This is a genomic window from Cellulosimicrobium sp. SL-1, from assembly GCF_011033075.1.
Classification (GTDB): domain Bacteria; phylum Actinomycetota; class Actinomycetes; order Actinomycetales; family Cellulomonadaceae; genus Cellulosimicrobium; species Cellulosimicrobium funkei.
Window position 1 is genome coordinate 66,514 of sequence record NZ_JAACJC010000004.1, and the last position, 22,237, is coordinate 88,750.

Genomic DNA, 22,237 nt, shown 5'->3' on the forward strand with positions numbered 1-22,237 from the left:
TGTATCCGATGCGCGAACGTATCGGATACACTCGTGCATCGCAAGGCCGCCCGGTTCGGGCGGCGCCGTCCGACAGTGGGAGCATGTCCGGCGTGACGACGGACCTCGACCCGACCCGAGTCGACCGCGCGGAGAGCGACGCACCGCTCTCGCGGCGCCGCGAGCGCACGCGCGAGCGCCTGCTCGACGCCGCCTACGGCCTCTTCGCCGAGCACGGCATCAACGGCACCTCGATCGAGGCGGTGTGCGAGGCCGCGGGCTTCACCCGCGGCGCGTTCTACTCGAACTTCGAGTCGAAGGAGTCGCTGTTCCTCGCCCTCACAGAGCGCGAGATTCGGACGCGCATGCGCAACCTCGAGGCCGCCGTCGAGCACCTGCCCGACGACCCGGTCCGCGACGGCGTCATCGCGCCCGACACGATCGCCGCGATCGTCGCGGCCGTCATGGCCGACCCGCGCGACGAGCGCCGCTGGTGCCTCATGAGCGCGGAGCTCGAGCTGCTCGCGCTGCGCGACCCGCAGGTCGCGGCGCGGTTCGCGGACCAGGAGGAGTCGTTCCGCGCCGAGCTCGCGGGCATCCTCACCCGCGTGCTCACCGAGGTCGGCATGCGGTTCGCGATCGACCCGGCGGCCGCGACGCGCGTGCTCATCAGCGCGTACACGTGCGCGGCGCGCGACGCGTTCCTCAGCCCCGCGGGCGACGACGCCGTGCAGCGCGCCCAGAGCGCGGACTGGCTCCCGGCGCTCGTCGGCCGGCTCGTCGAGCCGCTGCCCGCCGCGGACTGAGAACCGCCCCCGGCGTGGGTGGCGCACGTCACGCTGGCGCCATGACACTCACCTTCAGCGGCGCCGTGGTCGACTGCGCCGACCCCGCCGCCGTGGCGGACTTCTGGCAGGCCGCGCTCGGGTGGACGGGGCGCGAGACCGGGCCGCACGGCGAGGCCGTGCTCTTCCCGCGCGACGGCGAGACGATCCTCGGACCGCCGAGCCTCGTCTTCCAGCGCGTCCCCGAGGGCAAGACGGTGAAGAACCGCCTCCACCTCGACTTCTCGTCGTCGACGCAGGCCGCCGACGTCGCACGGCTCGAAGGGCTCGGCGCACGCCGCGTCGACGTCGGGCAGGGCGAGCACGAGACGTTCGTCGTCCTGGCGGACGTCGAGGGCAACGAGTTCTGCGTCCTGCGCGGCGACTGACCCCTCCGCGTCAGGCGGGGTCGGGGCGGTACACCGCGGCCGAGCCCGGGGGCGGCTCCCCCACGTCCGCGACGGGGCGCGGGTCGTACGCCTCCGCGGTGAGGTCCGCGCGCTCGACGCGCGAGAGCCGGAACCAGCGGATCGCCTCGCGCGTGCGGCACCACGCGACGAGGTACCAGCGGCCGTCGGTGTGCGCGAGCAGCACGGGCTCGACGCGACGCGCCAACGTCGCCCCGCGCCCGTCCCGGTACCGGATCGCCAGCACGCGCCCGCCCGCGATCGACTGCTCGACCGCGCGCAGCACCCCGAGGTGGGTCCGCGCGCGCCCGACGACGTCACCCCGGCCCGGCGGGGTCGTGTCGCCGTACGGCTCTCCCGGGTGGACAGCGGCGGGCGGGACGGCGTCGGCCGGGACGGCGGGCGGGCCTGCTGCGGGCGGGACGACGTCGGGCGGGCTCGCGGGCGGGACGGCGTCGGGCGGGCTCTCGGGTGGGACGACGTCGGGCCGGTCCGGGTCCGGCGCGGCGTGGCGGACCCACACGCGCGCGGCGAGCGCCTCGGCCCGTGCACGGTCGCCCGCGCCGAGCGCGTCCCACACCTTGCCGCGGGCGGCGAGGGCGTCGACCGCGAACGGGCTGCCGGGCGGGAGCGTCGCGAGCGCGACGGCCACGGCGACGGCCTGGCCGGGCGTGAAGTTCACGGGCGGGAGCGACGCGCTCGGGTCGAGCACGTACCCGCCCCCGGGCCCCGCCTGGGCCCAGATCGTGAGCCCGGCCTGCTGGAGCGCGGCGACGTCGCGCTTGATCGTCCGCTCGCTCACCTCGAGCGCCGCGGCGAGACGCGGCCCCGTCGTGCCCGTCCGGCCCGCGCGGCGCAGCTCCTCCGCGAGCGCGTAGAGGCGCTCCGTCCTGTTCACCCCAGAATGGTGACAGACAGGTGTCACCAACACCCTGCGAGGGTGGCTGCATGAGCACCCACGGAACACCCGAGCAGCCCGTCCACGTCGTCCTCGTCCCCGGCTTCTGGCTCGGCGCGTGGGCCTGGGACGACGTCGTCCCCCACCTCGAGGCCGTCGGCCTCGTCCCGCACCCGGTGACCCTGCCGGGCCTGGAGCCCGGCGCGACCGCCGCCGACCGCGCGCACGTCACGCGCGCGGACCACGTCGCCGCGGTCACGGAACTCGTGGACGGGCTCGACGGCCGCGTCGTGCTCGTGGGGCACAGCGGCGGCGGGCCGGTCGTGCAGGAGGCCCTCGACCGGGGCCCCGCGCGCATCGAGCGCGTCGTCTACGTCGACACGGGCCCGCTCGTCGACGGCGCGGCGCTGTCGCCGGGCCTCCCGGCCGACGCCGCGGAGGTCCCGCTCCCGACGTGGGAGGAGCTCGCCGAGGCCGGGTCGAGCCTCGAGGGGCTGGACGAGGCCGCGCTGGCGCGGTTCCGCGAGGGGGCGGTGCCCACCCCCGGGCCCGTCGCGCGGGGGGCGGTGCGGGTGTCGGACCCGGGCCGCCTGAAGGTGCCCGCGACCGCCGTCTGCTCGTCGATCCCGTCCGCCGTCCTCGCCGAGATGGCGCACCCGGGGCCGCCCCTGCACACCGAGCTGGGCGAGGTCGAGGACGTCACCTACGTCGACCTCCCGACCGGCCACTGGCCGATGTTCTCCCGCCCGCGGGACCTCGCGGCCGTGATCGTCGACGCCGTCTCCTGACCTTCGGGTGAGACATCGTGCACGTTCCGGAAAAAAGTCTCCGAAGTCGCGTCACAGACGGAGACTTCTGCCGTCTCCTCGTGTGGACGGCCGACCGGCCGCCGCAGAACGACGGACGACGAGACGGACCATGCACGACACCCTGCCCTCCGCCCCCTCGCGCACCGAGGTGCGCACCGCCCTGCTCTGGGCGCTCGAGAACGACCGCGACGCGCTCCTCGAGCACCGCGAGACGACCCAGCACTGCCTGTGGGCGGCCGCGCGCGGCGCCGCCGACCGGCGCCTCGTGCGGCGCTGGCGCGCGGCGGCCGCGGGGCTCCCGTCGACCGTCGCCTGACGGCGGTCTGATGACGGGCGTCAGACGGCGGTCGACGGACTGAGCCCTGCGGGCCGCCGCCCGCGGGCGGCGACCCGGTCAGCCGAGCGTCGTCGGCAGCGCGGCGTCGCCCTCGCCCGGGGCGGCCCCCAGCACGTGCTCCGCGAGGAAGGCCAGGACCACCTGGTACCAGACCTTCGCGTGCTGCGGCTGGAGGATCCAGTGGTTCTCGTCCGGGTAGAAGAGGAACCGGTGCACCGTGTCGCCGTCCGGGCCGGCGGGCAGCCCGGAGGACGCGAGCAGCTCGTACCAGAGCCGCAGGCCCTCGCCGATCGGCACGCGGTAGTCCTTGTCGCCGTGGATGACGAGCATCGGCGTCACGATGTCCTGGACGAACCGGTGCGGGCTGTTCTCCAGCGCCATCTCGTCCGTCATCTCGCGCGCCCAGTAGTAGGCGTGGTCGGTCGTCGGGCCGAACTGGTCGAGCGCCCACAGGCTCGCGTGCGTGACGATCGCGCGGAAGCGGTCCGTATGGCCCGCGACCCAGTTCGCCATGTACCCGCCGAAGGACCCGCCCATCGCGGCCGTCCGGGTGGCGTCGATCTCCGGGCGCGCCTCCACGGCGTCCGTGATCGCGAGCAGGTCCGTGTACGGGGCCTTGCCCCACGCGCCCCACCCGCGCTGCACGAAGTCCTGCCCGTACCCGGTCGACAGCGCCGGGTCCGGCAGCAGCACCGCGTAGCCCTGCGCGACCATCAGCCACGGGTTCCAGCGCCAGCTCCACGCGTTCCACGACCCGAGCGGGCCGCCGTGGATCCACAGCAGCAGCGGTGCCGGGTCCTCCGCGGACGCACCGTGCGGCAGCGCGAGCCAGCCCCGCACGCGCACGTCGTCCCCCGCCGCCGTCTCGACGTCGACGAGCGTGCCCGGCAGGTCGGGCGTCGCGACCGGGCCGCGCAGCGGCGTCGCGGGCACCGGCGTGCGGCCGCCCGCCGTGCCGGAGTCGAGGAACGCGCCGAGGTCGACGAGCACCGGGTGCGCGGGCTCGAGGTAGCTCGTCCGCAGCGCGTAGAGCGTCCGGCCGTCGGGCGCGACCTGCACGTCCGTGAACGTCGCGTCGTCGCTCGTCACGCGCTCCGCCGTGCCGTGCTCGGCCGCGCCGTTGCCCGCGGGGTCGAAGGGGACGAGGAAGACCGGGCCGCGGCCGTCGTCGTCCGCGGTGACGAGCAGGCCCGAGCCGTCGGGCAGCCAGCGCAGCGACGTCGGCCAGCGGTCCCAGTGCGGCACGAGCGTGCGCGGCGACGCGTGGTTCTCGGCGCGCGTCGTCGCCGAGTCGTCGTGGCCCTCAGCCGTCCCGGCGGGCCCGTCCGGCGCGTGCAGCGGCACGACGGCGAGGCTCTCCTCCGGCGCCTGGTGCGGCGTCGAGATCGTCTCGCGCACGAACGCGGCCCACGCGCCGTCGGGCGAGATGCGGGGCGAGTGCGCCTCCGCGCGCGGCTCGTCGACGAGCGTGCGGCGCGCGCCCGTCGCCGTGTCGATCGCGACGAGCGTGCTGCGCACCTGCGGGCCGGGACCCGGCACCTGCCACGTCGTGACGAGCGTCGTGCCGTCGGCGGACAGGTCCGCCGAGTGCTCGTGCAGCGCGCGCCCCGGCGCCGTGCCGTCGTGCCCGACGCCGCGGCTCACGTCGCGCAGGTCGAGCAGCCGCGCGTCGTGCTCGGCTGCGGCGTGCTCGGCGGCGTGCTCCGCGGCGGTGCCCTGCGCTCCCGCGGCGAGCGGCGCGGCGGCGAGCGGCGCGGCGCTGCCCGAGGGCGCGGGCGCGTCGGTCGGGGCGGCCGGGGCGGGGAGGGGCTGCGCGGGCGCGTCGACCAGCGTCGTGAGGTCGCCGACGAACCGGTGCGCCTCGTCGGGGCCGCGGTCGTGGTCCCACTGCCGCACGGGGTAGGCGCTGTGCAGGATCGCCGCGACCTTCGCGTCCTTGCGCGCCGACCGGAGCTCGGCGTCGTGCGCGAGGTCGCGCGCGCTCGGCAGCACCGACGCCGCGACCGACACGACCGGCGCGTCCGTCGCCGCGAGCGGCCCGCTCACGCCCGCGGGCGCCGTGGCGACCACGCGTGCCTCCCCGCCCGACGCCGGCAGCAGCCACAGCGCCGACGTCGCGTCGTCGTCGGAGCCGCCGTCCGGGTCGGGCCGCGCCGACGTGAACAGCACGTCGCCCGCGCCCGTGAACGTCGCGCTCGACTCGCCCTTCGTGCTGCGCGTCAGCCGACGCGCGGGCGCCTCTCCCGCCGGGTCGACCTCCCACAGCGCCGCCCGGTACCCGGTGCGCTGCGGGTCGAGCGTCTGGACGGTCGTGACGAGGCGCGTCCCGTCGGGCGAGAGCGCGAGGCCCCCGACGCGCGGGATCGCGAGATATCGGTCGAGATCGTGGAACGGTCCCACGGTCGGGTCGGGTGTACCGGGCGTGCCAGCCAGATTGCTCACCCGTACGTCCTATCACGCCCCTCCCCCGGAAACGGCTCCCGCCGAACACGGGGTCAGAGACCGGAATCCGCCGATTCGGGTCTTCAACCCCGTGCTCGACGGTCGCCTCTCCCGTGTTCGGGCCTCTGTCACGCGGGGAGGGCGCCGCGATGGCCGAGGAAGGCTCGTACCGCGGGGCCGACGCCGCCCGGCACGTCACGACCCGTGAACCGGAGCAGCTCGATCGTGCCCGAGGCGGCGAGACGGTTCTGGCGCGTGCGATCGGCGTACACGGCCTGAGGGTCGGAGTGCACGTCCGCTCCGTCCATCTCCGCCACCAGCCACCGTCCCCCACCGAGGCGCCAACCCATGTCTCCCCGCGCGACGACGCGACCGTCCGCGTCGAGCACCGGCAGCTGGAGGACGTCAGGCGGCACGCCCACATCCACGCAGTCGAGCCGCCCGAAGGACTCCAACGGCGACTCCGCGCGGCCGTCCGCCATTCCCCAGAGCGAGTGCGTGGCGGCGACGCCACGGCGCCCGCGTGCCAGGTCGTGCGCCCTCGCGAGCCCGTCGGGGTCGGTCGACCGCCGGTGCAGCGCGGAGTCGAGGACGGCCAGCGCGTGGGCGCGAGGCAGCTCGGGCACCGCCTGGGCGAGGGCGCGCTCGACGGTCGCGACGGCTCGCCCACCGATCTGGACGGTGGTCATCCCGTCGTCGAACTGCCGCAGGCGGATGCCGTCGCGCGTGGTGCGGTCGCTCGCACGGGGCAGGGCGACCTCCGGGGCGACCCCGACGGGGATCCCCTGGACGCCGTGCAGCACGAGCGCCGTCGTCCCGACGGCGATGGCCTCCGGGCCGAACGCGAGCAGGCCCGCCCACGCCGATCTCCGCCGTCGATGGTCCCAGTCCCAGCGCTGACCGCCCGGCGGCCAGAGGTCGTAGACACCACGCGTGACGCGCGCCCAGGCACCCGAGTCGACGCGACGACGAGCGACGCGCGAGGAGACCCCTGCGGCGAGCAGCTGGTCGATCGACACGAGCCCGGCCTGCGCAGCGACGAGCCGGTCCAGCTCCGGTGAGAACGCCATGAGCGGCATGGCAGCACGACGCCCGGTCCACTGCGGCACGCAGGCTCCGCCCCTGTGAACACCCCGCCCAAACCCGACCCTGTGCAAAACCACAAAGAGTCGGCCCTGACCACCATCACCACCCGCGAGCACGCGATCAGCGACCGAAATCCCGGATTCTCGGTCTCCAACCCCGTGTTCGGCGGAGACGGGGGGCGGGGGCGGGAGGGGGCGGAACGGGGGCTCGGTCAGTCGTTCCGCTTCGACATTTCCGCGAGCATGTCGTTGTACTCCTGGAGCTCGGCGTCGCCGTCGCGGTCGGCCTGGCGGTCGCGACGCTTGGCCTCGCGCTCGTCGGAGCGCGTCCACATGACGGCGACGACGATCGCGAGGATGAGGGTCGGCAGCTCGCCGATGCCCCACGCGACGGCGCCGCCGCGCTGCTGGTCGGCGATGGCGCTCGGGCCCCACTCACGGCCGAGGAGGCCGAACCACTCGGGGACGAGCAGCTCCTCGCCCGACGTGAGCGCGACGCCGAAGAACGCGTGGAACGCCATGGTCGCGAACAGCAGGAGCAGACGCTGCGGGTAGGGCGGGCGGTGCGGGCCGGGGTCGATCCCGACGAGCGCGTTCGCGAACAGGTACCCCGCGAGCGTGAAGTGCACCAGCATGACGAGGTGGCCGGCGTACGTCGTGAGCGCGTACTCGAACGCGGGCGTGTAGTAGAAGACGATCATCGAGCCGGCGAAGTTCACCGCCGCGACGACCGGGTTCGCGAAGAACTGGCCCACGCGCGACGTGACGAGGGCGAGCACCCACTCGCGCGGTCCGCGCGACCCGTCCTTGCGCGGCGGCACCGCGCGCACCAGGAGCGTGACGGGTGCGGCGAGCACGAGGAAGATCGGCACGACCATCGCGAGGATCATGTGCTGGACCATGTGCGCGCTGAACAGCACGTGGCCGTACATGGCGGGGCCGCCGGACGTGACCCAGAACAGGACGAGGATCCCCAGGCACCAGGAGACGGTGCGCCCCACCGACCACGAGTCGCCGCGCCGCGCGAGGCGGCGCACCCAGCGCAGGTACACGACGATCGCCGCGACGCACGCGAAAGCGGGCAGCAGGTCCCAGCGCCACTCGGTGAACCAGCGGGCGAGCGTCGGCTCCGGCGGGAGCGCGTGCCCCGTCACCTGGTACGCGGCGGAGGTGTCGAGCGGCTCCTCCTGCGGCACGGGCGGGGCGGTGGACCCGAGCGCGACCGCGACGCCGGACACGGCGCCCATGATCGCGAGCTCGACCGCGACGAGGCGCCAGAACAGCCAGCGCGTCCCCTCGGCTGCCGCGGCCCGTGCGCTCGTGGACGACGACGTCCCGCCCGTCCCGGCACCGCTCGCCGGGGCGGGGTCCCCGGTCGGGCGAGGGGCCGCCGTCGGGCCGGCGAGGCGGCGCACGACGAGCTCGCGGTGCGCGAAGCCGACCGCGCCGAGGACGAGCAGGAGCGCGAGCTTGGTGAGCAGGAGGATGCCGTAGTCGGTGGTCAGGCCGGCGAGGGAGTCGACCCGGATGCTCGCGTTCGCGATGCCCGAGACGGCGACGGCGACGTAGCACCACAGCGCGATCGCGGAGTACCGCGCGACGGACGACGCGAAGTCCGCGCGGCCCAGCCCGCCGCGCACGCGCACGACGGCGAGCGTCCCGAGCCCGCCGACCCACAGCGCGGCGCCGGCCAGGTGCAGGAACATCGACGAGACGGCGAGCTCGTGGCTCACCGCACCGGCTGCGTGGCCGGTGTTGGCCTGCATCCCGAGGGCGAGGAGCGCCAGGGCCGCGGTCCACATCGCCCCGGTCGCGCTGCGCACGGCGAGCGCGACGGCGGACGTCAGGGCCGCGACGACGACGATCGCGAGGTAGTTCCGGCCGAGGCTGACCTGCGAGACGAAGAGGCCGAGCTGGTCGCCGAACGTCGGGTTGGTGACCGGCGTGCTCGAGATGGAGGAGTAGCGCAGCACGACCTGCAGGACGGTGAGCACCGCCCACGTGGCCGACGCCGCCCCCGCGACGCCGAGCGCCTTGCGCACGGGCGTCCCTGCGGGCAGCACGCACGCCGCGAGGACGAGCGAGCCGAGCGTGAGCGCGACGGCGAGCTCGGTGAGCACCGTGACGACCGGGGTGCCGAGGCGCGCGAGGGCGCCCGGGTCCGGGAAGCCGGCGGGGACGGTGAACGCGGCCGAGAACGCGCCGGCGGCGAGGACGGCGACGACCGCGACGACGACGGCGAACGGCCCGGCGACGACGAGCCACCACGGGTTCGCGGGTCGGGCGTCCGAGGGCGCGCGGCGCAGGGCAGTGGTGGTCACCCCACCAGGGTATCGACCGCGCGGGCCCCTCCGGTCACGGCTCAGGGCCGGGACAGGCGGGCCATCCCGTAGACCTTCGTCGCGCGCACGCGCAGCACCTGGCGGCGGTCCGCGACCATGGCGCGCCGGAACTCCTCCCAGTCGGGGTGCTCGCCCCCGGTGGCCGCGCGGTAGGTCGCGACGAGCTCGTCGGCGGCGTCGTCGTGGGGGTCGAGCGCGACGGCGCTCAGCTCGGCGTCGCCCTCGACGACGGCGTAGCCCGCGAAGTCCTCCGCGCTCACGTGCAGCGAGACGCGCGGGTCGCGCGCCGCGTTGCGGGTCTTCGCGCGGTCGGCGGTGACGGAGACGCGCGCGAGCCCGTCCTCCGGGTCCCAGACGTAGAGCACGTTGGAGAGCTGGGGCCGCCCGTCCTTCTTCACGGTCGCGAGGACGCCCTGGCGGCGCGCGGCGACGAGGTCGAGGAGCGCGGGGTCCCCGAGCGCGGCGCGCGGCGCGCGGCCGGGGGCGTCGCGGGCGGTGTCATGGGAGATGTCACGGGCGTCGGTGCTCATGCCGGGGCAACCGTCGCCGGCCCGCGGGGCATTCCCGGCGCACCGCACGGTGGGGACCTCTCCCCACCCGGACCTGTGGACGACGCCCGGTCCGGCGGGGTCCGCGCTGGCATACTGGGCCGGGTTCGCCGGGGGCTCGCGAGGCTCCGTCCGCCCTCCGGCCGCGCACGGGACCACACCACCCGCACCACCCGGAGGACGACCGATGGCCGCAGGGCACGGCAGCATCTCGACGCAGGACCTCGACCGCGCGAGCCACCTGCTCAAGCGCGTCGGCCAGGTCTTCGACCAGCGCGTCGTCGGGCAGGAGGCCCTGCGCACCGCGCTCGTGAGCACGCTGCTCGCGGGCGGGCACATCCTGCTCGAGTCGGTCCCGGGCCTCGCCAAGACGACCGCTGCGCAGACGCTCGCCGCGGCGGTCGACGGCTCGTTCCACCGCATCCAGTGCACGCCGGACCTCATGCCGAACGACATCGTCGGCACGCAGATCTTCAACTACGCGACCGGCCAGTTCACGACCCAGCTCGGCCCGGTGCACGCGAACGTCGTCCTGCTCGACGAGATCAACCGCTCGTCGGCCAAGACGCAGTCGGCGATGCTCGAGGCGATGCAGGAGAAGCAGACGTCGATCGGCGGCGAGAACTACGCGCTCCCCGACCCGTTCATGGTGCTCGCGACGCAGAACCCCATCGAGGAGGAGGGCACGTACGTGCTCCCAGAGGCCCAGATGGACCGCTTCCTCATGAAGGAGGTGCTCACGTACCCGACGCCGCCGCAGGAGCTCGAGATCCTCCAGCGCATCGCGACCGGGCAGATGACGCGCCCCCTCACGGCGCAGCCGATCTCGCTCGACGACGTGCGCTTCCTGCGCGGCCTCGTCGACGACGTGTACGTGGACGACTCGATCAAGCGCTACGTCGTCGACCTCATCAACACGACGCGGTTCTCCGGGCCCCGCCCGGTGCCGGGCCTGGAGCGCCACGTGCGCGTGGGCGCGTCGCCGCGCGGCGGCATCGCGCTCATGCGCGTGGGCCAGGCGCTCGCGATCCTCGCGGGCCGGGCGTACGTCATCCCGGACGACATCAAGGCGGTGCGGTACTCGGTGCTGCGCCACCGCCTCGTGCGCACGTTCGACGCGCTCGCGAACAACGTGCCGCCGGAGCAGCTCGTGGACGCGGTGTTCGACGCCGTCCCCACGCCCTGACCGGTCCACCCACCGTCCCGAGAGAGCACCACGTGCCCGACGTCTCCCGTCTCGCCCAGGTCCGGGCCCGGCTCGACCTGCCGGTCGCGCGCCGGGCGTCCGGCCTGCTCGAGGGCCGGCACCGCTCGGTGTTCAAGGGGCACGGGCAGGACTTCGACGACCTGCACCTGTACGCGCCGGGCGAGGACGTCGGCGACATCGACTGGAAGTCGTCGGCGCGCGCCGGGCTGCCGATCATCCGCCGGTTCGTGCGCGAGTCGAACCTCAACCTCGTGCTCGTCGTGGACACGGGGCGCACCATGGGCGCGACGGCGCCGAGCGGGGAGACGAAGGCGGAGATCGCGAGCTTCTGCTGCGCGCTCGTCGCGTACCTCGCGCGCGACCGGGGCGACCGCGTCGCGCTCGTCGCGGGCGACGCCGAGCGCCTGGTCCAGCTGCCGCCGCGCGCGAGCACGCGCGACCTCGAGGTGCTGCTGCGCACCGTGGAGCGGCTGTGGCGCCCGGACGCCCCGGGGAGCGACCTGTCCCGACCGCTCGACCGCGCGCAGACGGCGTTCCGGCGCCGATCGCTCGTGGTCGTCGTCACGGACGAGGCCCGCCCGGCTGCCGAGCACGAGCAGCTGCTGCGCTCGCTGCGCGTGCGTCACGAGGTGATGGTCGTGCAGGTCGCGGACCTCTCGCCGGTGGGCGCCGGGACCGGGGAGGTGGCCGACGTCGACGGGACGCTGCGCCTGCCGCCGTTCCTGCGTGGCCGGGCCGCGCTCGCGGCGCCCGCCGCCGAGGCGCTCGCCGCGCGGCGCGCCGAGGTGGCCGAGCGGCTGCGCGCCCTCCAGGTCGAGGGCGTGCTCGTCGAGGGGTCCGACGACGTCCTGCAACGCTTCGTCGAGCTCCTGGGGAGGCAGAAGCGTGCCCGTCGATGAGCTCGTCGACCCCGTCGGCTACTCGGGGTGGTGGACGGCCCTGGGGATCGTCCTGGTCCTCGCGGCCGCCGCGGTCGTGTTCCTCGTGATCTGGCTGACGCGCGCCAGCGCGGAGGAGAAGAACGCCCCGCGCCCCGCGCCCCTGCTCCCCACCGGCCCGCACGACCCGTACGCGTCGCTGCGGGCGGAGTACGAGCGGCGCCTCGACGCCGTCGCCGAGCGGTTCCGCGCGGGCGAGCTCGACGAGCGCACCCTGCACCTCGCCCTCTCGGCGGAGATGCGCGGCTTCGCGACCGGACGGCTCGGCCAGGACGCGTCGTCCATGACGCTCTCGGAGATCCAGCAGCTCGCCGAGGCCGGGCGGCTCACGCAGCTCATCGCGCGCTACTACCGGCCGTCGTTCGCGGACCACGACAACGACCCGGCGGCGCGCTCGACGGACGGCGAGGACTCGATCGACCGCGCCCGGGCGGTGGTGCGCGGATGGTGAATCGCTCCGTCGCGGCGAGCACCGCCGTCGTCCCGGGGCCGCAGGGCCCGTCGATCCTGTGGCCGTGGCTGTGGGTCGTCCTCGTCGTCGCGGTGCTCGCGGCGGCGGCGGTGGCGTGGTGGCTCGCGCGGCGGCGCCGGGCGCGCGACGCTGACGCGGGCGTGCTCTGGGTCGCGAACTCCGACTACCTCGCGCGCGTCCCGGCGTTCGCCGCGTGGGTGCGCCGCTACCGCGTGCTGCAGGGCCTCACCGCGGCGGGGCTGCTCGTGGCGGTCGTCGGGGCGGGCGCGGTAGCGGCCCGCCCGGTGGAGACGGACGTCGTCGTCGACCGCCTCGGCACGCGCGACATCGTGCTGTGCCTCGACGTGTCGGGCTCGATGATCGAGTACGACGGCGCGGTGCTCAAGGTGTTCCAGGAGCTCGTCGACAACTTCGAGGGCGAGCGGATCGCGCTGTCGATCTTCAACTCGTCGTCGCGCACGGTCTTTCCGCTCACGGACGACTACACGCTCGTCCAGGAGGAGCTCCAGGCCGGGATCGCCGCGCTCGACCAGGACCCGGCGACGTTCGACTACACGGGCGGCACCGACGACGCGGAGATCCTCGAGTACGCGCAGTTCACGGCGGGCACGACCGCGAACCTCTCGGGCGCGAGCCTCATCGGCGACGGGCTCGCGAGCTGCGCGCTCCAGTTCGACGCGGAGGACACCGAGCGCTCGCGCTCGATCATCCTGGCCACGGACAACTACGTCTCCGGCGAGCCGATCTACACGCTCCCGCAGGCGGCGGACCTCGTCGCGTCACGCGACATCACGCTGCACGGCATCTTCGGCGGGTCCCAGCGCTACGAGGGCACGCCCGAGGAGACCGAGTACCGCGAGACCGTCGAGTCGGGCGGCGGCCTGTACTTCCTCGCGGACGACCCGGCCGCGGTGCAGGGCATGGTCGACGACGTCGTCGCGCAGCAGGCCGTCGAGCTCGACGCGTCCCCCGAGGTGGTCGTCACGGACCGGCCCGCGGGCTGGTTCCTCGTCGCGGTCCTCGGCGTCGCGCTGCTGCTCGTCGTCGCGTGGCGGGTGAAGGAGTGACGCGCCGATGAACCTCGCCGGACTCACGTTCCAGCCGCTCGTGCCCCTGTGGGCGCTGGCGCTGCTCGTGCTGCCGCTGCTCGGCCTCGCCGGGTGGCAGGCGGTCGTGGCCGGGCGCCCGGGGCCCGACGGCGCCCCCCGCCCCGGCGCCCCGCGAGCGGCCTGGGTGCGACGGGCCGGGGCGGTCGCGCTGCTCGGGATCATCGGGATCGCGCCGTCGGTCGCATCGACGGACCGCGACACGTCGGTCGCGAACGTCGACATGTTCTTCGTCGTCGACCGCACGGGGTCGATGGCGGCCGAGGACTACGGGCCCGAGGGCGGCCAGGAGCGCCTCGACGGCGTGCGGCACGACATCACGAGCCTCACCGAGGCGATCCCCGGGGCGCGGTACTCGATCATCTCGTTCGACTCGCAGGCGTCGCGCCAGCTCCCGCTGACGACGGACGCGCGCGCGATCACGTCCTGGGCCGACACGTTCCACCGCGAGATCACGCGGTACTCGCAGGGGTCCCTCACGGACCGGCCGCTCGACGAGCTGCGGTCGGCGCTCCAGGGCTCGGCGGAGCAGCACCCGGCCAACGTGCGGCTCGTCTTCTTCCTCACCGACGGCGAGCAGACGGCGGAGGGCGAGCCGCGGTCGTTCGCCGACCTCGCACCGCTCGTCGACGGCGGAGCGGTGCTGGGCTACGGGACCGCCGAGGGAGGCCGCATGAAGGAGTACGACCCGGACGTGGACCCCGAGGACGCGGAGTACCTCGTCGACTGGTCGAAGCCGAGCGACGGCGGCGAGCCCGTCGAGGCGCTGTCCGTGCTGGACGAGGCGACGCTCACCGCGCTCGCCGACCAGCTCGGCGTGCCGTACGTGCACCGGCAGGAGCCGTCGGAGACGGCGTCGCTCGTCGCGGGCGTCGACCCGCAGCAGGTCGCAGCGGACGGACGCCGCGACGTGACGGCGTACCGGCCGGTCGTGTGGCCGTTCGCCCTCGCGCTCGTGGCGCTGCTCGGGGTCGAGGCGTGGTTCTGGGCGCGCTCGGCGAGCCGCTCGCTCGTGCGCCCGACGGCACCCGACCGGGCGGAGGTGCGCCGATGACCTGGACCCCTCCCCCGGCACCCCCGCCCGGCGCCCGCGCGCCCCGGCCCACGGGCGCCGCCGCCCTGCGTGCGGCGCGGCTGCGCCGGCGCCGGTGGTGGCTCCTCGGGACCCTGCCCGTCGTGCTCGTGCTCCTCGTGCTGGGGGTCACGCTCGCCCTGCGCGCCCCGGTCGCCTCGCTCGCGAAGGACCGCTACGACGCCGGCGACACCGAGGGCGCGGCGAGCACGTACGGCCTCCAGCGGACGCTCAACCTCGTCGAGCCGTGGAAGGCCCACTACAACCACGGGACGGCGCTCGCGCGGACCGAGGACTCGTGGTCGCTGTACGACGCGATCCGGTCCCTCGACCGCGCCTACGACCTCGCGGAGAACGCGTCTCCCGAGGAACGGTGCATGATCCAGACGAACCTCTCGCTGACGTACGAGATCCAGGGCGACGGCGACATGGCCTACGCCGACCGCAAGGCGGCGGAGCTCGCCCTCGTCGAGGAGGCGATCGCCGCCCGCGACGCGGGCCTGCCGTACGACGAGGGGGTCCTCGACCCGTACGGCGACGGTACCGAGCCCGACCCGGCGGAGCTGCGCCAGGACGTCCAGGACTGGTACGAGTACGCCGAGCAGGAGTACGCGACGGCCGAGCAGATCCGCGGCTGGCCCGACTGCGGGGAGTCCGAGCAGACCCCCGAGCAGCAGGAGCAGGACACGGCCGCGCAGCAGCGTCTCCAGGACAAGCAGCAGGAGGCGCAGGACGCGCAGCCGGAGAACCAGGACGGTGGCGACACCTCGGAGGGCGAGGGCGACGGCTCCGAGGGCGACGAGCAGTCGGACGCTTCGGGCGGGGACGGCGCGCAGGGCGAGGACCAGCAGAGCCAGGCCGAGCGCGAGGAGCAGCAGCGCCAGGAGCAGCTCGAGCAGCAGGGCTCCGAGGCGCGCGACGAGCAGGAGCGCCTCGAGCAGGAGTACCGCGACCTCTACGGGGACCAGCCGGGCACCGGCAGCGACCCGGGCGACAGCAGCGGGGGCGGCACCAAGAACTGGTGAGCCCCCTTGCGCGCCGCGGGCTGCCCAGCCTGCGAGACGACGGGCACGACCCGAGGACGCGTCGCTCGCCCGCCCGTACCCTCGGCGACCGTGACCACACCCGAGGACCTGCCCGTCCTGCGCGCGCTCCACTCGACGCCGTCGCGCCGCTACCTCTCGCCCGACCCGGTGCCCGACGACGTGCTCGACGCGATCCTCGACGCCGCGGTCCGCGGGCCCAGCGGAGGCAACCGGCAGCGGTGGGCGTGGGTCGTCGTGCAGGACCCCGCGACGAAGGCGCAGATCGCCGCCTGGTACCGCGAGGGGTGGCGCGCGGCGTACGGGGACCGCCGCGACGCCGTCCTCGGTGCCGCGACCGACGACATCGGCGTGAGCGAGGCGGGCTTCCGCGCCGTCGAGCACCTCGCGCTGCACCTGGAGGAGGCTCCGGTGTGGGTCGTGCCGGTGCTGCGGGACGCGGCGCGCTCGACCGACCCCCGGCTCGGCGCCTCGATCTACGGCGCGGTGCAGAACCTCGTCCTCGCGGCCCGGGCCTACGGGATCGGGACGACGCTCACGACCTTCCACACCGTCCGGGAGGGCGACGTCGCCGCGCTGCTCGGTCTGCCCGACGACGCGCTGACGATGGGCCTGCTCCCCCTCGGGTACCCGACCCGAGGCCGCTGGTCGGAGCCGCGGCGGCGTCCGCTCGCGGAGGTCGTGCACCGGGACCGGTGGCACGGCTGAGCGCGCCGGGAAGAGGCGAGCGCCCGTGCGCGTTCGCCCCGGAGGAGACGCACGGCCGGACGGCCGCGACGACGGCACGGCACCCGGGCGACCGGGCGAGGAGGAGCAGCATGACCGCGACGAGCACGGGGCCCGGCGCCACCGGCGTCGACCACCTGGTCCTGGACAACCCGTCGTGGAGCGCGCTCACCGGCGCGCACGCGCACCTCGCCGAGGGCGACGACCTGGCGCGACGCTACCCGGCCGACGTCTCCCCGATCACGGGCGTGCGCTCGTGGACCGACCCGGGCGTGTGGGACGCGATCGCCGCGCTCGTCGGCCCGGGCGGGCACTTCTCGGCGCCGCCGGCCGGGGTCGAGCCGCCGCGCGGCTGGACGGTCGAGGCCCGCGTCGAGGGCGTCCAGCTCGTCGAGACCGAGCGCCTCGTCACCCGGCCCGACCCGGAGGCTGTCGTGCTCGGCGCGGACGACGTCCCGGAGATGCTGGCGCTGGTCGAGCGCAGCCGACCGGGTCCTTTCGAGGCGCGGACCTACCTGCTCGGCCGGTACGTCGGGTTCCGCGACGGCGACGGCCGTCTCGTCGCCATGGCGGGCGAGCGCCTGCGGCCCGCGGGGTGGACCGAGATCAGCGCCGTGACGACCGACCCCGACCACCGCGGGCGCGGCCTCGCCTCGCGTCTGGTGCGCGACGTCGCGTTCCACGTCCAGGAGCGCGGCGACCGCGCGTTCCTGCACGCCGCGGCGCAGAACGTCGGCGCGATCGGCGTCTACGAGCGGCTCGGGTTCGCGCTGCGCCACCACCCGACGTTCGGGTCGCTGCGCGCGCCAGGCTGACGGCCTCGTCGCCGGGCCCGCCCCACGCTCGGGCCACGCGGCCGATCGGACGCTCGGCGCCGTGCGGCTCAGTCCTCGATCCCCTCGACGAGCAGCGTGCGGGGGCCGGGGCCCTCGTCGGCGAGCGCGTCGTGGGGGTTGACGAGGACGCACCGGCGCAGCGAGAGGCACCCGCAGCCGATGCAGTCCGTGAGGTGGTCGCGCAGGCGCGTGAGCTGCTCGATGCGCGCGTCGAGGTCGGCGTGCCACCCGGCCGAGAGCCGGTGCCAGTCCTTGGCCGTGGGCGTGCGGTCGCCGGGGAGCGTCGCGAGGGCGGCGCGGATGCGGGCGAGCGGGATGCCCACGCGCTGCGACGCCCGCACGAACGCGACCCGCCGCAGCGTCTCCCGGGTGAAGCGCCGCTGGTTGCCGGGCGTCCGACGGCTCGTGATGAGCCCCTCGCGCTCGTAGAAGTGCAGCGCGGACACGGCGACGCCGCTGCGCGCCGCGAGCTGGCCGACGGTGAGCTCGTCGCTCGGGGACAGGGCGTCGGGCACGGCGGTTCCTCCACGCGGACGGGTGCAGCGGCGACGCGGCGGGCACGGACGGCCGCCGGTCGGCACGGGTACTTGACCTGAACAATTGTTGAGGTTCGAGACTAGCAGGGCGCGACCGTCGGGCGGTGCGGCCCCGGCCGTGCGTCGGCCCGGCGAGGCCGTGCACCGCGCAGCCCGATCACGGCACCGCGCACGACCGCCCGGCACGACCCCGACCCTGACCCCGACCCCGAGGAGCACCCGTGGACGCCATCCGCCTGCACGCGTTCGGACCACCCGAGAACCTCGTGCTGGACCAGGTCCCCGACCCGGTCCCCGGCCCCGGCCAGGTGCGGGTCGCCGTGCGCGCGCACGGCGTCCACCTGCTCGACACGACGCTGCGCCGCGGTGAGGTCGCGGGACCGCTCCCGCTGCCCGCCCTGCCCACGGTCCCCGGGCGCGAGGTCGCCGGGGTGGTGGACGTCGTCGGGCCGGGCGTCGACGCCGCGTGGCGCGGGCGACGCGTCGCGGCCCACCTCGGCGCCACGCCCGACGGCGGCGGGTACGCGCGACTGGCGGTCGTGCCCGTCGAGGCGCTGCACCGCATCCCCGACCACGTCACCGCGCCCGACGCGCTGGCCATGATCGGCACCGGGCGGACCGCACTCGGCATCCTTGACCTGGCGGGGCTCGCCGCGACGGACACCGTCGTCGTCACGGCCGCGGCCGGCGGGCTCGGCACGTTGCTGGTCCAGAGCGCGCTCGCGGCAGGGGCGCGCGTCGTCGCGCTCGCCGGCGGCCCGGAGAAGGTCGCCCTCGTGCGGTCGCTCGCCGGGCAGGCGCAGGAGGACCGCCTCGCCGCCGTCGACTACCGGGCCGACGGCTGGCTCGACGAGGCGCGGACCGCCGTCGGGCAGCACGCCCCGGAGGGCGCGACCGTGCTCCTCGACGGCGTCGGCGGCGACGCGGGCACCGACGCCGCGAGCCTCGTCGCGCCGACCGGTCGCCTCGTGCTCTACGGCTGGGCGTCGGGGGCGCCGAACCGGGCCGGTGACGTCGACCACCCGGGCGGCAAAACAGGGGCCCACGGCGGCACGCCGGACGTACGGTGGGCGGTGGGACCCCGGGCCCGACCCTGGGGAGACCTGTCCGCGCTGCAGGAGCGCGCGCTCGCGCTCGCGGCGGACGGGACGTGGCGGGTCGTCACGCACCAGATCCCCCTCGCGGAGGCCGCGCGCGCCCACCGCGAGCTCGAAGCGCGCGCCACCACCGGAAAGGTCGTTCTCGTATGACGGCGGACCCCCGCACCGACGCCGACGCACCGGCGTACGGCACCCCCGCGCCCGGCGCGGGCGAGGCCGGCACGGGAGACGTCGGCGTGCCCGAGACCGGCCCGACCGAGGCGGGCACGCTCTCGCCCGGGACACAGCGCACGGTGCTGTTCGGCATGGTCGCGTTCGTGTTCCTCGGCGCGTTCGAGGCGCTGGCCGTCGCGACCGCCATGCCGACGGTCGCCGTCGAGCTCGACGGGCTCACGCTGTACACGCTGGCGTTCGCCGCGTCGCTCGCGTCGAGCGTCGTCGGCATGGTGGCGTCCGGCCGCTGGAGCGACCGCGCCGGCCCGACCACCCCGCTGTGGACCGGCATCGGGCTCTTCCTTGCCGGGCTGCTCGTCGCCGGGCTCGCGCAGGACATGCTCGTGCTCGTCGCGGGCCGCGTGCTCCAGGGTGTCGGGACGGGCCTGTACATCGTCGCGCTGTACGTGCTCGTCGCGCGCGTCTTCCCCACCGACCGGCGCCCGAAGGTCTTCGCGGCGTTCGCGGCGGCCTGGGTGATCCCGTCGATCGTCGGGCCCGCCATCGCGGGGCTCGTGGTCGAGCACGTCGGGTGGCGCTGGGTGTTCCTCGCCGTCCCGGTCCTCGCGGTGCCCGCGCTGTTCCTCATGCGCCCGGGGATGCGTGCCGCCCGCGGCTCGGCCCCCGAGCCCGCCCCGGCGTCCACGGACCGACCCGACGACGCCGAGTCGCCGCTCGACCGGACCGCGCGCCAGGCGTCGCTCACCTGGGCCGTCGTCGCCGCCGTCGGGATCGGGGCGCTCAACTACGCGGGCCAGCTGCGCGGGGTGGGGCTCGCGGCCCTGCTCGTGGCGTCGCTCGCGGCCGTCGCGCTCGCCGTCCCCCGACTGCTCCCCCGCGGCACGACCCGCGCGGCCCGCGGCCTGCCGAGCGTCATCGCGATCCGCGGCCTCGTCGCGGCCGCGTTCACCGGCGCCGAGGTGCTGCTCCCGCTCTTGCTGTCTCACGAGCGCGGCCTGTCGCCGTCGCTCGCGGGCGCCGTGCTCACGTTCGGCGCCGTCGGCTGGTCGACGGGGTCGTGGCTCCGCGGCCGGGCGACCTGGGGGCTCCAGCACGCGGGCTACGTGCGCCTCGGCGGGACGCTCGTCGCGCTCGGGATCGGCGGCGCCGCGCTGCTCGCCTGGACGGCCGTGCCGCCCGTGGTCGGGATGGTCGCGTGGACCCTCGCCGGGCTCGGCATGGGCATGACGCACCCGACGCTGTCCGTGCTCACGCTCGAGCTCTCGCCCGTCGCCGAGCAGGGCGCGAACTCGTCCGCGCTCCAGGTGTCCGACGCCGTCGCGGCCGCGACCGCGCTCGCCGTCACCGGGTCGCTCCTGTGGGCCCTGCACCCCACGCTCGGCCTGGCGTCGTACGTCGTGTGCTTCGGGGTCACGGTGCTGCTCGCGGCGGGCGTCGCCCTCCTCGCACCGCGCACGCGCCCGGTCCTCAGGGCGTAGCGCGCAGCCCGGCGGCGGCGTCGGCGTACCGGTCGAGCACGATCGCGGTGAGCCGCGGGTCGGGCGCGAGCGGGCCGGTCACGACGTCGGCGCCCGCCTCCAGCACCCGGTCGTAGAAGAAGCCGGGCGCGAGGAGGTAGGCCGCGACGACGACGCGCCCGCCCGGGGCGACGCCCGCGCGGGCGGCGGCGACGGCGTCGGGCACCGTGGGCGTCGCCATGGCGCCGTAGCCGACGGAGACCGGGCCGGGGACGCGCTCGCGGAGCCCGGCGGCGAGCGTCTCGACGTCGCGCGCGGCGCCCGGGCGGCTCGACCCCGCGGCGGCGATCACGACGGCGTCGCCGTCGCGCAGCCCGGCCTCCGCGAGCCGCTCGGCGAGCAGGTCCACGAGGCGCGGGTCGGGGCCGAGCGGCCCCGACGCGGCAGCGGCCCCGGTGCCGGGGCCGCGGTCCTCGACGGCCGCGGCGACGTCCACGCTCACGTGGAACCCGGCGGAGAGCAGGAGCGGCACCACCACGGCGTCGCCGGGCGCCCCGCCGTCGGACGGCGCGACGACGGCCGTCACGACGTCCGCCACCTCGGGCTGCTGGACGTCCACGAACGCCTCGCGCACGTCGAGGTCGGGGCGGGCGGCGCGCACGTCGTCCAGGAGGGCGCGGACCACCGCGCGCCCCGCGAGGTCGTCCGTGCCGTGGGAGCAGCCGACGAGCACCGGCGCCGCGGCGCGCGGGCCGGCCGGAGCACCGGCGACGGCGTCGAGGGAGGTGGGGCTGTCCGGGCTCATGCGAGCTCCAATCGGTATCCGCGCTTGACGACGGTCTTGACGAGGTCCCGGCGGCCGGTGGCCTCGCGCAGGCGCGCGACCGCGACCTCGGCCGCGTGCGGGTCGCGCGAGTCGCCGGGCAGGACGTCGAGCACGTCGTCGCGCGTGACGACCTCGCCGCGGCGCGCGGCGAGGAGGCGCAGCACCTCGAGGCTGCTGGGCGACAGGGGCAGCACCTCGCCGTCGAGCACGGCGACGCGCGAGCGGATCTGGAGCGTCCCGGCGACGGTCGCGAGGGCCACGGTCTCGGCCTGCTCGTAGTGCGCGACGAGCGTCCGCACGAGCGCGCCGAGGCGTCCGCGCTCGGGCTGCAGCGGCGTGACGCCGCGGTGCTCGAGCGGCCGCGCGGTGACGGGACCGACGGCAGCCGCGACCATCGACCGGTCCTGGAACCGGGACACGACGAGCCGCCCCACGCCGTGCTCCTCGGCGGCGCTCAGCCACGCCTCGGCGCCGGGGGCGGAGGTGAACACGACGGCGTCGATCTCCCCGACGGCCGCGGCCTCGACCGACGCGCGCAGCGCCTCGGGGTCGGGCGGCGGCCCCCAGCGGTAGACGACGAGGCTCGCGACCTCGGCGCCCGCCTCGGCGAACACGACGTCGAGGCCGTCGGCCCCGGCGCCGTGGTGCTGGACGGCGATCCGCAGCCCGGCGACGCCCTCGCCGAGCAGCACGTCGGCGATCTCGGCCGACGTCTCGGACTCGGCGACCCAGTCGGCGGTGAGCCCGGCGGCCTGGATCGCGCCGCGCGCCTTGGGTCCGCGCGCGACGATCCGCGCGTCGGCGAGCACCTCGAGCAGGCGGTCGGCGAGGCCGTGCGCGTCCGCGGCCTCGACCCAGGACCGGAAGCCGATGCCGGTCGTCACGACGACGACGTCCGGCGGTCGCTCGACGAGGTCACGCGTCCCGGCGAGGAGCTGCTCGTCGTCGGCGTGCGGGATCATGCTCAGCGCGGGTGCGTGACGGACCTCGGCGCCCCGGCGCTGGAGGGCGGCGGCGAGCTCGCTCTTGCGGCGGTCGGCCGTGACGAGCACGGTGCAGCCCGCCATGACCTG

At 75.9% G+C, this 22,237-nt stretch carries 22 protein-coding genes; 14 read left to right on the forward strand and 8 right to left on the reverse strand.

The window, feature by feature from the left end; translation table 11 throughout:
* Window positions 1-83: 83 nt before the first annotated feature.
* Both GWJ10_RS07010 and GWJ10_RS07015 read left to right on the forward strand, forming a co-directional pair.
* Window positions 84-785: a TetR/AcrR family transcriptional regulator gene (locus tag GWJ10_RS07010; RefSeq protein ID WP_043659720.1), complete on the forward strand. Its 702-nt coding sequence runs from the start codon at window positions 84-86 to the stop codon at window positions 783-785.
* A gap of 41 nt (window positions 786-826) precedes the next feature.
* Window positions 827-1,192, forward strand: a complete 366-nt coding sequence (locus tag GWJ10_RS07015) for a VOC family protein (protein ID WP_163186449.1) — start codon at window positions 827-829, stop codon at window positions 1,190-1,192.
* 10 nt (window positions 1,193-1,202) lie between these two features.
* On the opposite strand, the gene GWJ10_RS19800 is transcribed toward GWJ10_RS07015, so the two are convergent.
* The gene (locus GWJ10_RS19800) at window positions 1,203-2,108 is read right to left on the reverse strand and encodes a WYL domain-containing protein (protein WP_241005701.1); all 906 of its coding nucleotides are present in this window, start codon (window positions 2,106-2,108) and stop codon (window positions 1,203-1,205) included.
* 50 nt (window positions 2,109-2,158) lie between these two features.
* Here GWJ10_RS19800 and GWJ10_RS07030 point away from each other — a divergent pair, with 50 nt between their 5' ends.
* Together GWJ10_RS07030 and GWJ10_RS07035 are read left to right on the forward strand one after the other, a co-directional pair.
* Complete coding sequence (locus tag GWJ10_RS07030; RefSeq protein WP_163186451.1) at window positions 2,159-2,896, forward strand: alpha/beta hydrolase; 738 nt, start codon at window positions 2,159-2,161, stop codon at window positions 2,894-2,896.
* Window positions 2,897-3,026: 130 nt separating this feature from the next.
* Entirely contained in the window at window positions 3,027-3,233 is a 207-nt protein-coding gene (locus GWJ10_RS07035; protein ID WP_061267027.1) for a hypothetical protein, read from the forward strand.
* A 78-nt stretch (window positions 3,234-3,311) separates the two neighbouring features.
* Here the strand turns inward: GWJ10_RS07035 and GWJ10_RS07040 are convergent, their stop codons facing one another.
* The 4 genes from GWJ10_RS07040 to GWJ10_RS07055 form a co-directional block, all read right to left on the reverse strand.
* A complete protein-coding gene (locus GWJ10_RS07040; protein WP_241005702.1) occupies window positions 3,312-5,696 on the reverse strand; it encodes a prolyl oligopeptidase family serine peptidase in 2,385 nt (794 codons plus the stop codon).
* Window positions 5,697-5,824: 128 nt separating this feature from the next.
* A complete protein-coding gene (locus GWJ10_RS07045; protein WP_163186453.1) occupies window positions 5,825-6,766 on the reverse strand; it encodes a type IV toxin-antitoxin system AbiEi family antitoxin domain-containing protein in 942 nt (313 codons plus the stop codon).
* Between the two features lie 227 nt (window positions 6,767-6,993).
* Complete coding sequence (locus GWJ10_RS07050) at window positions 6,994-9,102, reverse strand: cytochrome c oxidase assembly protein (protein WP_163186455.1); 2,109 nt, start codon at window positions 9,100-9,102, stop codon at window positions 6,994-6,996.
* 41 nt (window positions 9,103-9,143) lie between these two features.
* Window positions 9,144-9,653, reverse strand: coding sequence for a PPOX class F420-dependent oxidoreductase (locus GWJ10_RS07055; protein ID WP_163186457.1), 510 nt, complete (start codon window positions 9,651-9,653; stop codon window positions 9,144-9,146).
* A gap of 205 nt (window positions 9,654-9,858) precedes the next feature.
* Between GWJ10_RS07055 and GWJ10_RS07060 the strand changes: the two genes are divergently transcribed.
* The 8 genes from GWJ10_RS07060 to GWJ10_RS07095 all read left to right on the forward strand — a co-directional run bounded on the left by GWJ10_RS07060 (window position 9,859) and on the right by GWJ10_RS07095 (window position 17,050).
* On the forward strand, window positions 9,859-10,857 hold the full coding sequence (locus tag GWJ10_RS07060; RefSeq protein ID WP_043659061.1) for a MoxR family ATPase: 999 nt from the start codon (window positions 9,859-9,861) through the stop codon (window positions 10,855-10,857).
* Window positions 10,858-10,889: 32 nt separating this feature from the next.
* Complete coding sequence (locus tag GWJ10_RS07065; protein WP_163186459.1) at window positions 10,890-11,777, forward strand: DUF58 domain-containing protein; 888 nt, start codon at window positions 10,890-10,892, stop codon at window positions 11,775-11,777.
* Entirely contained in the window at window positions 11,764-12,267 is a 504-nt protein-coding gene (locus tag GWJ10_RS07070) for a hypothetical protein (RefSeq protein ID WP_034654434.1), read from the forward strand. Before GWJ10_RS07065 ends, GWJ10_RS07070 begins: the two co-directional genes overlap by 14 nt.
* Window positions 12,261-13,355 carry a VWA domain-containing protein gene (locus GWJ10_RS07075; protein ID WP_061267030.1) on the forward strand — a complete coding sequence of 365 codons (1,095 nt, stop codon included), beginning with the start codon at window positions 12,261-12,263 and terminating at the stop codon, window positions 13,353-13,355. Before GWJ10_RS07070 ends, GWJ10_RS07075 begins: the two co-directional genes overlap by 7 nt.
* Window positions 13,356-13,362: 7 nt before the next feature.
* Window positions 13,363-14,448 carry a VWA domain-containing protein gene (locus GWJ10_RS07080; RefSeq protein WP_163186461.1) on the forward strand — a complete coding sequence of 362 codons (1,086 nt, stop codon included), beginning with the start codon at window positions 13,363-13,365 and terminating at the stop codon, window positions 14,446-14,448.
* Window positions 14,445-15,491 carry a hypothetical protein gene (locus GWJ10_RS07085; protein ID WP_163186463.1) on the forward strand — a complete coding sequence of 349 codons (1,047 nt, stop codon included), beginning with the start codon at window positions 14,445-14,447 and terminating at the stop codon, window positions 15,489-15,491. Before GWJ10_RS07080 ends, GWJ10_RS07085 begins: the two co-directional genes overlap by 4 nt.
* Window positions 15,492-15,581: 90 nt before the next feature.
* Window positions 15,582-16,217: a nitroreductase family protein gene (locus GWJ10_RS07090; protein WP_076403843.1), complete on the forward strand. Its 636-nt coding sequence runs from the start codon at window positions 15,582-15,584 to the stop codon at window positions 16,215-16,217.
* Between the two features lie 110 nt (window positions 16,218-16,327).
* Entirely contained in the window at window positions 16,328-17,050 is a 723-nt protein-coding gene (locus tag GWJ10_RS07095; RefSeq protein WP_163186465.1) for a GNAT family N-acetyltransferase, read from the forward strand.
* A gap of 68 nt (window positions 17,051-17,118) precedes the next feature.
* On the opposite strand, the gene soxR is transcribed toward GWJ10_RS07095, so the two are convergent.
* Window positions 17,119-17,586: a redox-sensitive transcriptional activator SoxR gene (gene soxR, locus GWJ10_RS07100; RefSeq protein WP_163186467.1), complete on the reverse strand. Its 468-nt coding sequence runs from the start codon at window positions 17,584-17,586 to the stop codon at window positions 17,119-17,121.
* 242 nt (window positions 17,587-17,828) lie between these two features.
* On the opposite strand from soxR, the gene GWJ10_RS07105 reads away from it, so the two are divergent.
* Together GWJ10_RS07105 and GWJ10_RS07110 are read left to right on the forward strand one after the other, a co-directional pair.
* Entirely contained in the window at window positions 17,829-18,857 is a 1,029-nt protein-coding gene (locus GWJ10_RS07105) for a zinc-binding dehydrogenase (RefSeq protein ID WP_163186468.1), read from the forward strand.
* Entirely contained in the window at window positions 18,854-20,359 is a 1,506-nt protein-coding gene (locus tag GWJ10_RS07110; protein WP_163186470.1) for an MFS transporter, read from the forward strand. The genes GWJ10_RS07105 and GWJ10_RS07110 overlap by 4 nt, the downstream gene beginning before the upstream one ends.
* Here the strand turns inward: GWJ10_RS07110 and GWJ10_RS07115 are convergent.
* Window positions 20,349-21,143 carry a CbiX/SirB N-terminal domain-containing protein gene (locus GWJ10_RS07115; protein WP_163186472.1) on the reverse strand — a complete coding sequence of 265 codons (795 nt, stop codon included), beginning with the start codon at window positions 21,141-21,143 and terminating at the stop codon, window positions 20,349-20,351. The two genes, GWJ10_RS07110 and GWJ10_RS07115, sit on opposite strands and share 11 nt — an antisense overlap.
* Entirely contained in the window at window positions 21,140-22,231 is a 1,092-nt protein-coding gene (locus GWJ10_RS07120) for a uroporphyrinogen-III synthase (RefSeq protein ID WP_061267095.1), read from the reverse strand. Before GWJ10_RS07120 ends, GWJ10_RS07115 begins: the two co-directional genes overlap by 4 nt.
* Between the last annotated feature and the right edge of the window lie 6 nt (window positions 22,232-22,237).

Bases quoted from the DNA above. Each gene is read 5' to 3' on its own strand.
- GWJ10_RS07010 (WP_043659720.1), top strand. From the start codon at position 84: ATGTCCGGCGTGACGACGGACCTCGACCCGACCCGAGTCGACCGCGCG.
- GWJ10_RS07015 (WP_163186449.1), top strand. From the start codon at position 827: ATGACACTCACCTTCAGCGGCGCCGTGGTCGACTGCGCCGACCCCGCC.
- GWJ10_RS07030 (WP_163186451.1), top strand. From the start codon at position 2,159: ATGAGCACCCACGGAACACCCGAGCAGCCCGTCCACGTCGTCCTCGTC.
- GWJ10_RS07035 (WP_061267027.1), top strand. From the start codon at position 3,027: ATGCACGACACCCTGCCCTCCGCCCCCTCGCGCACCGAGGTGCGCACC.
- GWJ10_RS07045 (WP_163186453.1), bottom strand. From the start codon at position 6,766: ATGGCGTTCTCACCGGAGCTGGACCGGCTCGTCGCTGCGCAGGCCGGG.
- GWJ10_RS07055 (WP_163186457.1), bottom strand. From the start codon at position 9,653: ATGAGCACCGACGCCCGTGACATCTCCCATGACACCGCCCGCGACGCC.
- GWJ10_RS07060 (WP_043659061.1), top strand. From the start codon at position 9,859: ATGGCCGCAGGGCACGGCAGCATCTCGACGCAGGACCTCGACCGCGCG.
- GWJ10_RS07075 (WP_061267030.1), top strand. From the start codon at position 12,261: ATGGTGAATCGCTCCGTCGCGGCGAGCACCGCCGTCGTCCCGGGGCCG.
- GWJ10_RS07080 (WP_163186461.1), top strand. From the start codon at position 13,363: ATGAACCTCGCCGGACTCACGTTCCAGCCGCTCGTGCCCCTGTGGGCG.
- GWJ10_RS07085 (WP_163186463.1), top strand. From the start codon at position 14,445: ATGACCTGGACCCCTCCCCCGGCACCCCCGCCCGGCGCCCGCGCGCCC.
- GWJ10_RS07095 (WP_163186465.1), top strand. From the start codon at position 16,328: ATGACCGCGACGAGCACGGGGCCCGGCGCCACCGGCGTCGACCACCTG.
- GWJ10_RS07110 (WP_163186470.1), top strand. From the start codon at position 18,854: ATGACGGCGGACCCCCGCACCGACGCCGACGCACCGGCGTACGGCACC.
- GWJ10_RS07115 (WP_163186472.1), bottom strand. From the start codon at position 21,143: ATGAGCCCGGACAGCCCCACCTCCCTCGACGCCGTCGCCGGTGCTCCG.
- GWJ10_RS07120 (WP_061267095.1), bottom strand. From the start codon at position 22,231: ATGGCGGGCTGCACCGTGCTCGTCACGGCCGACCGCCGCAAGAGCGAG.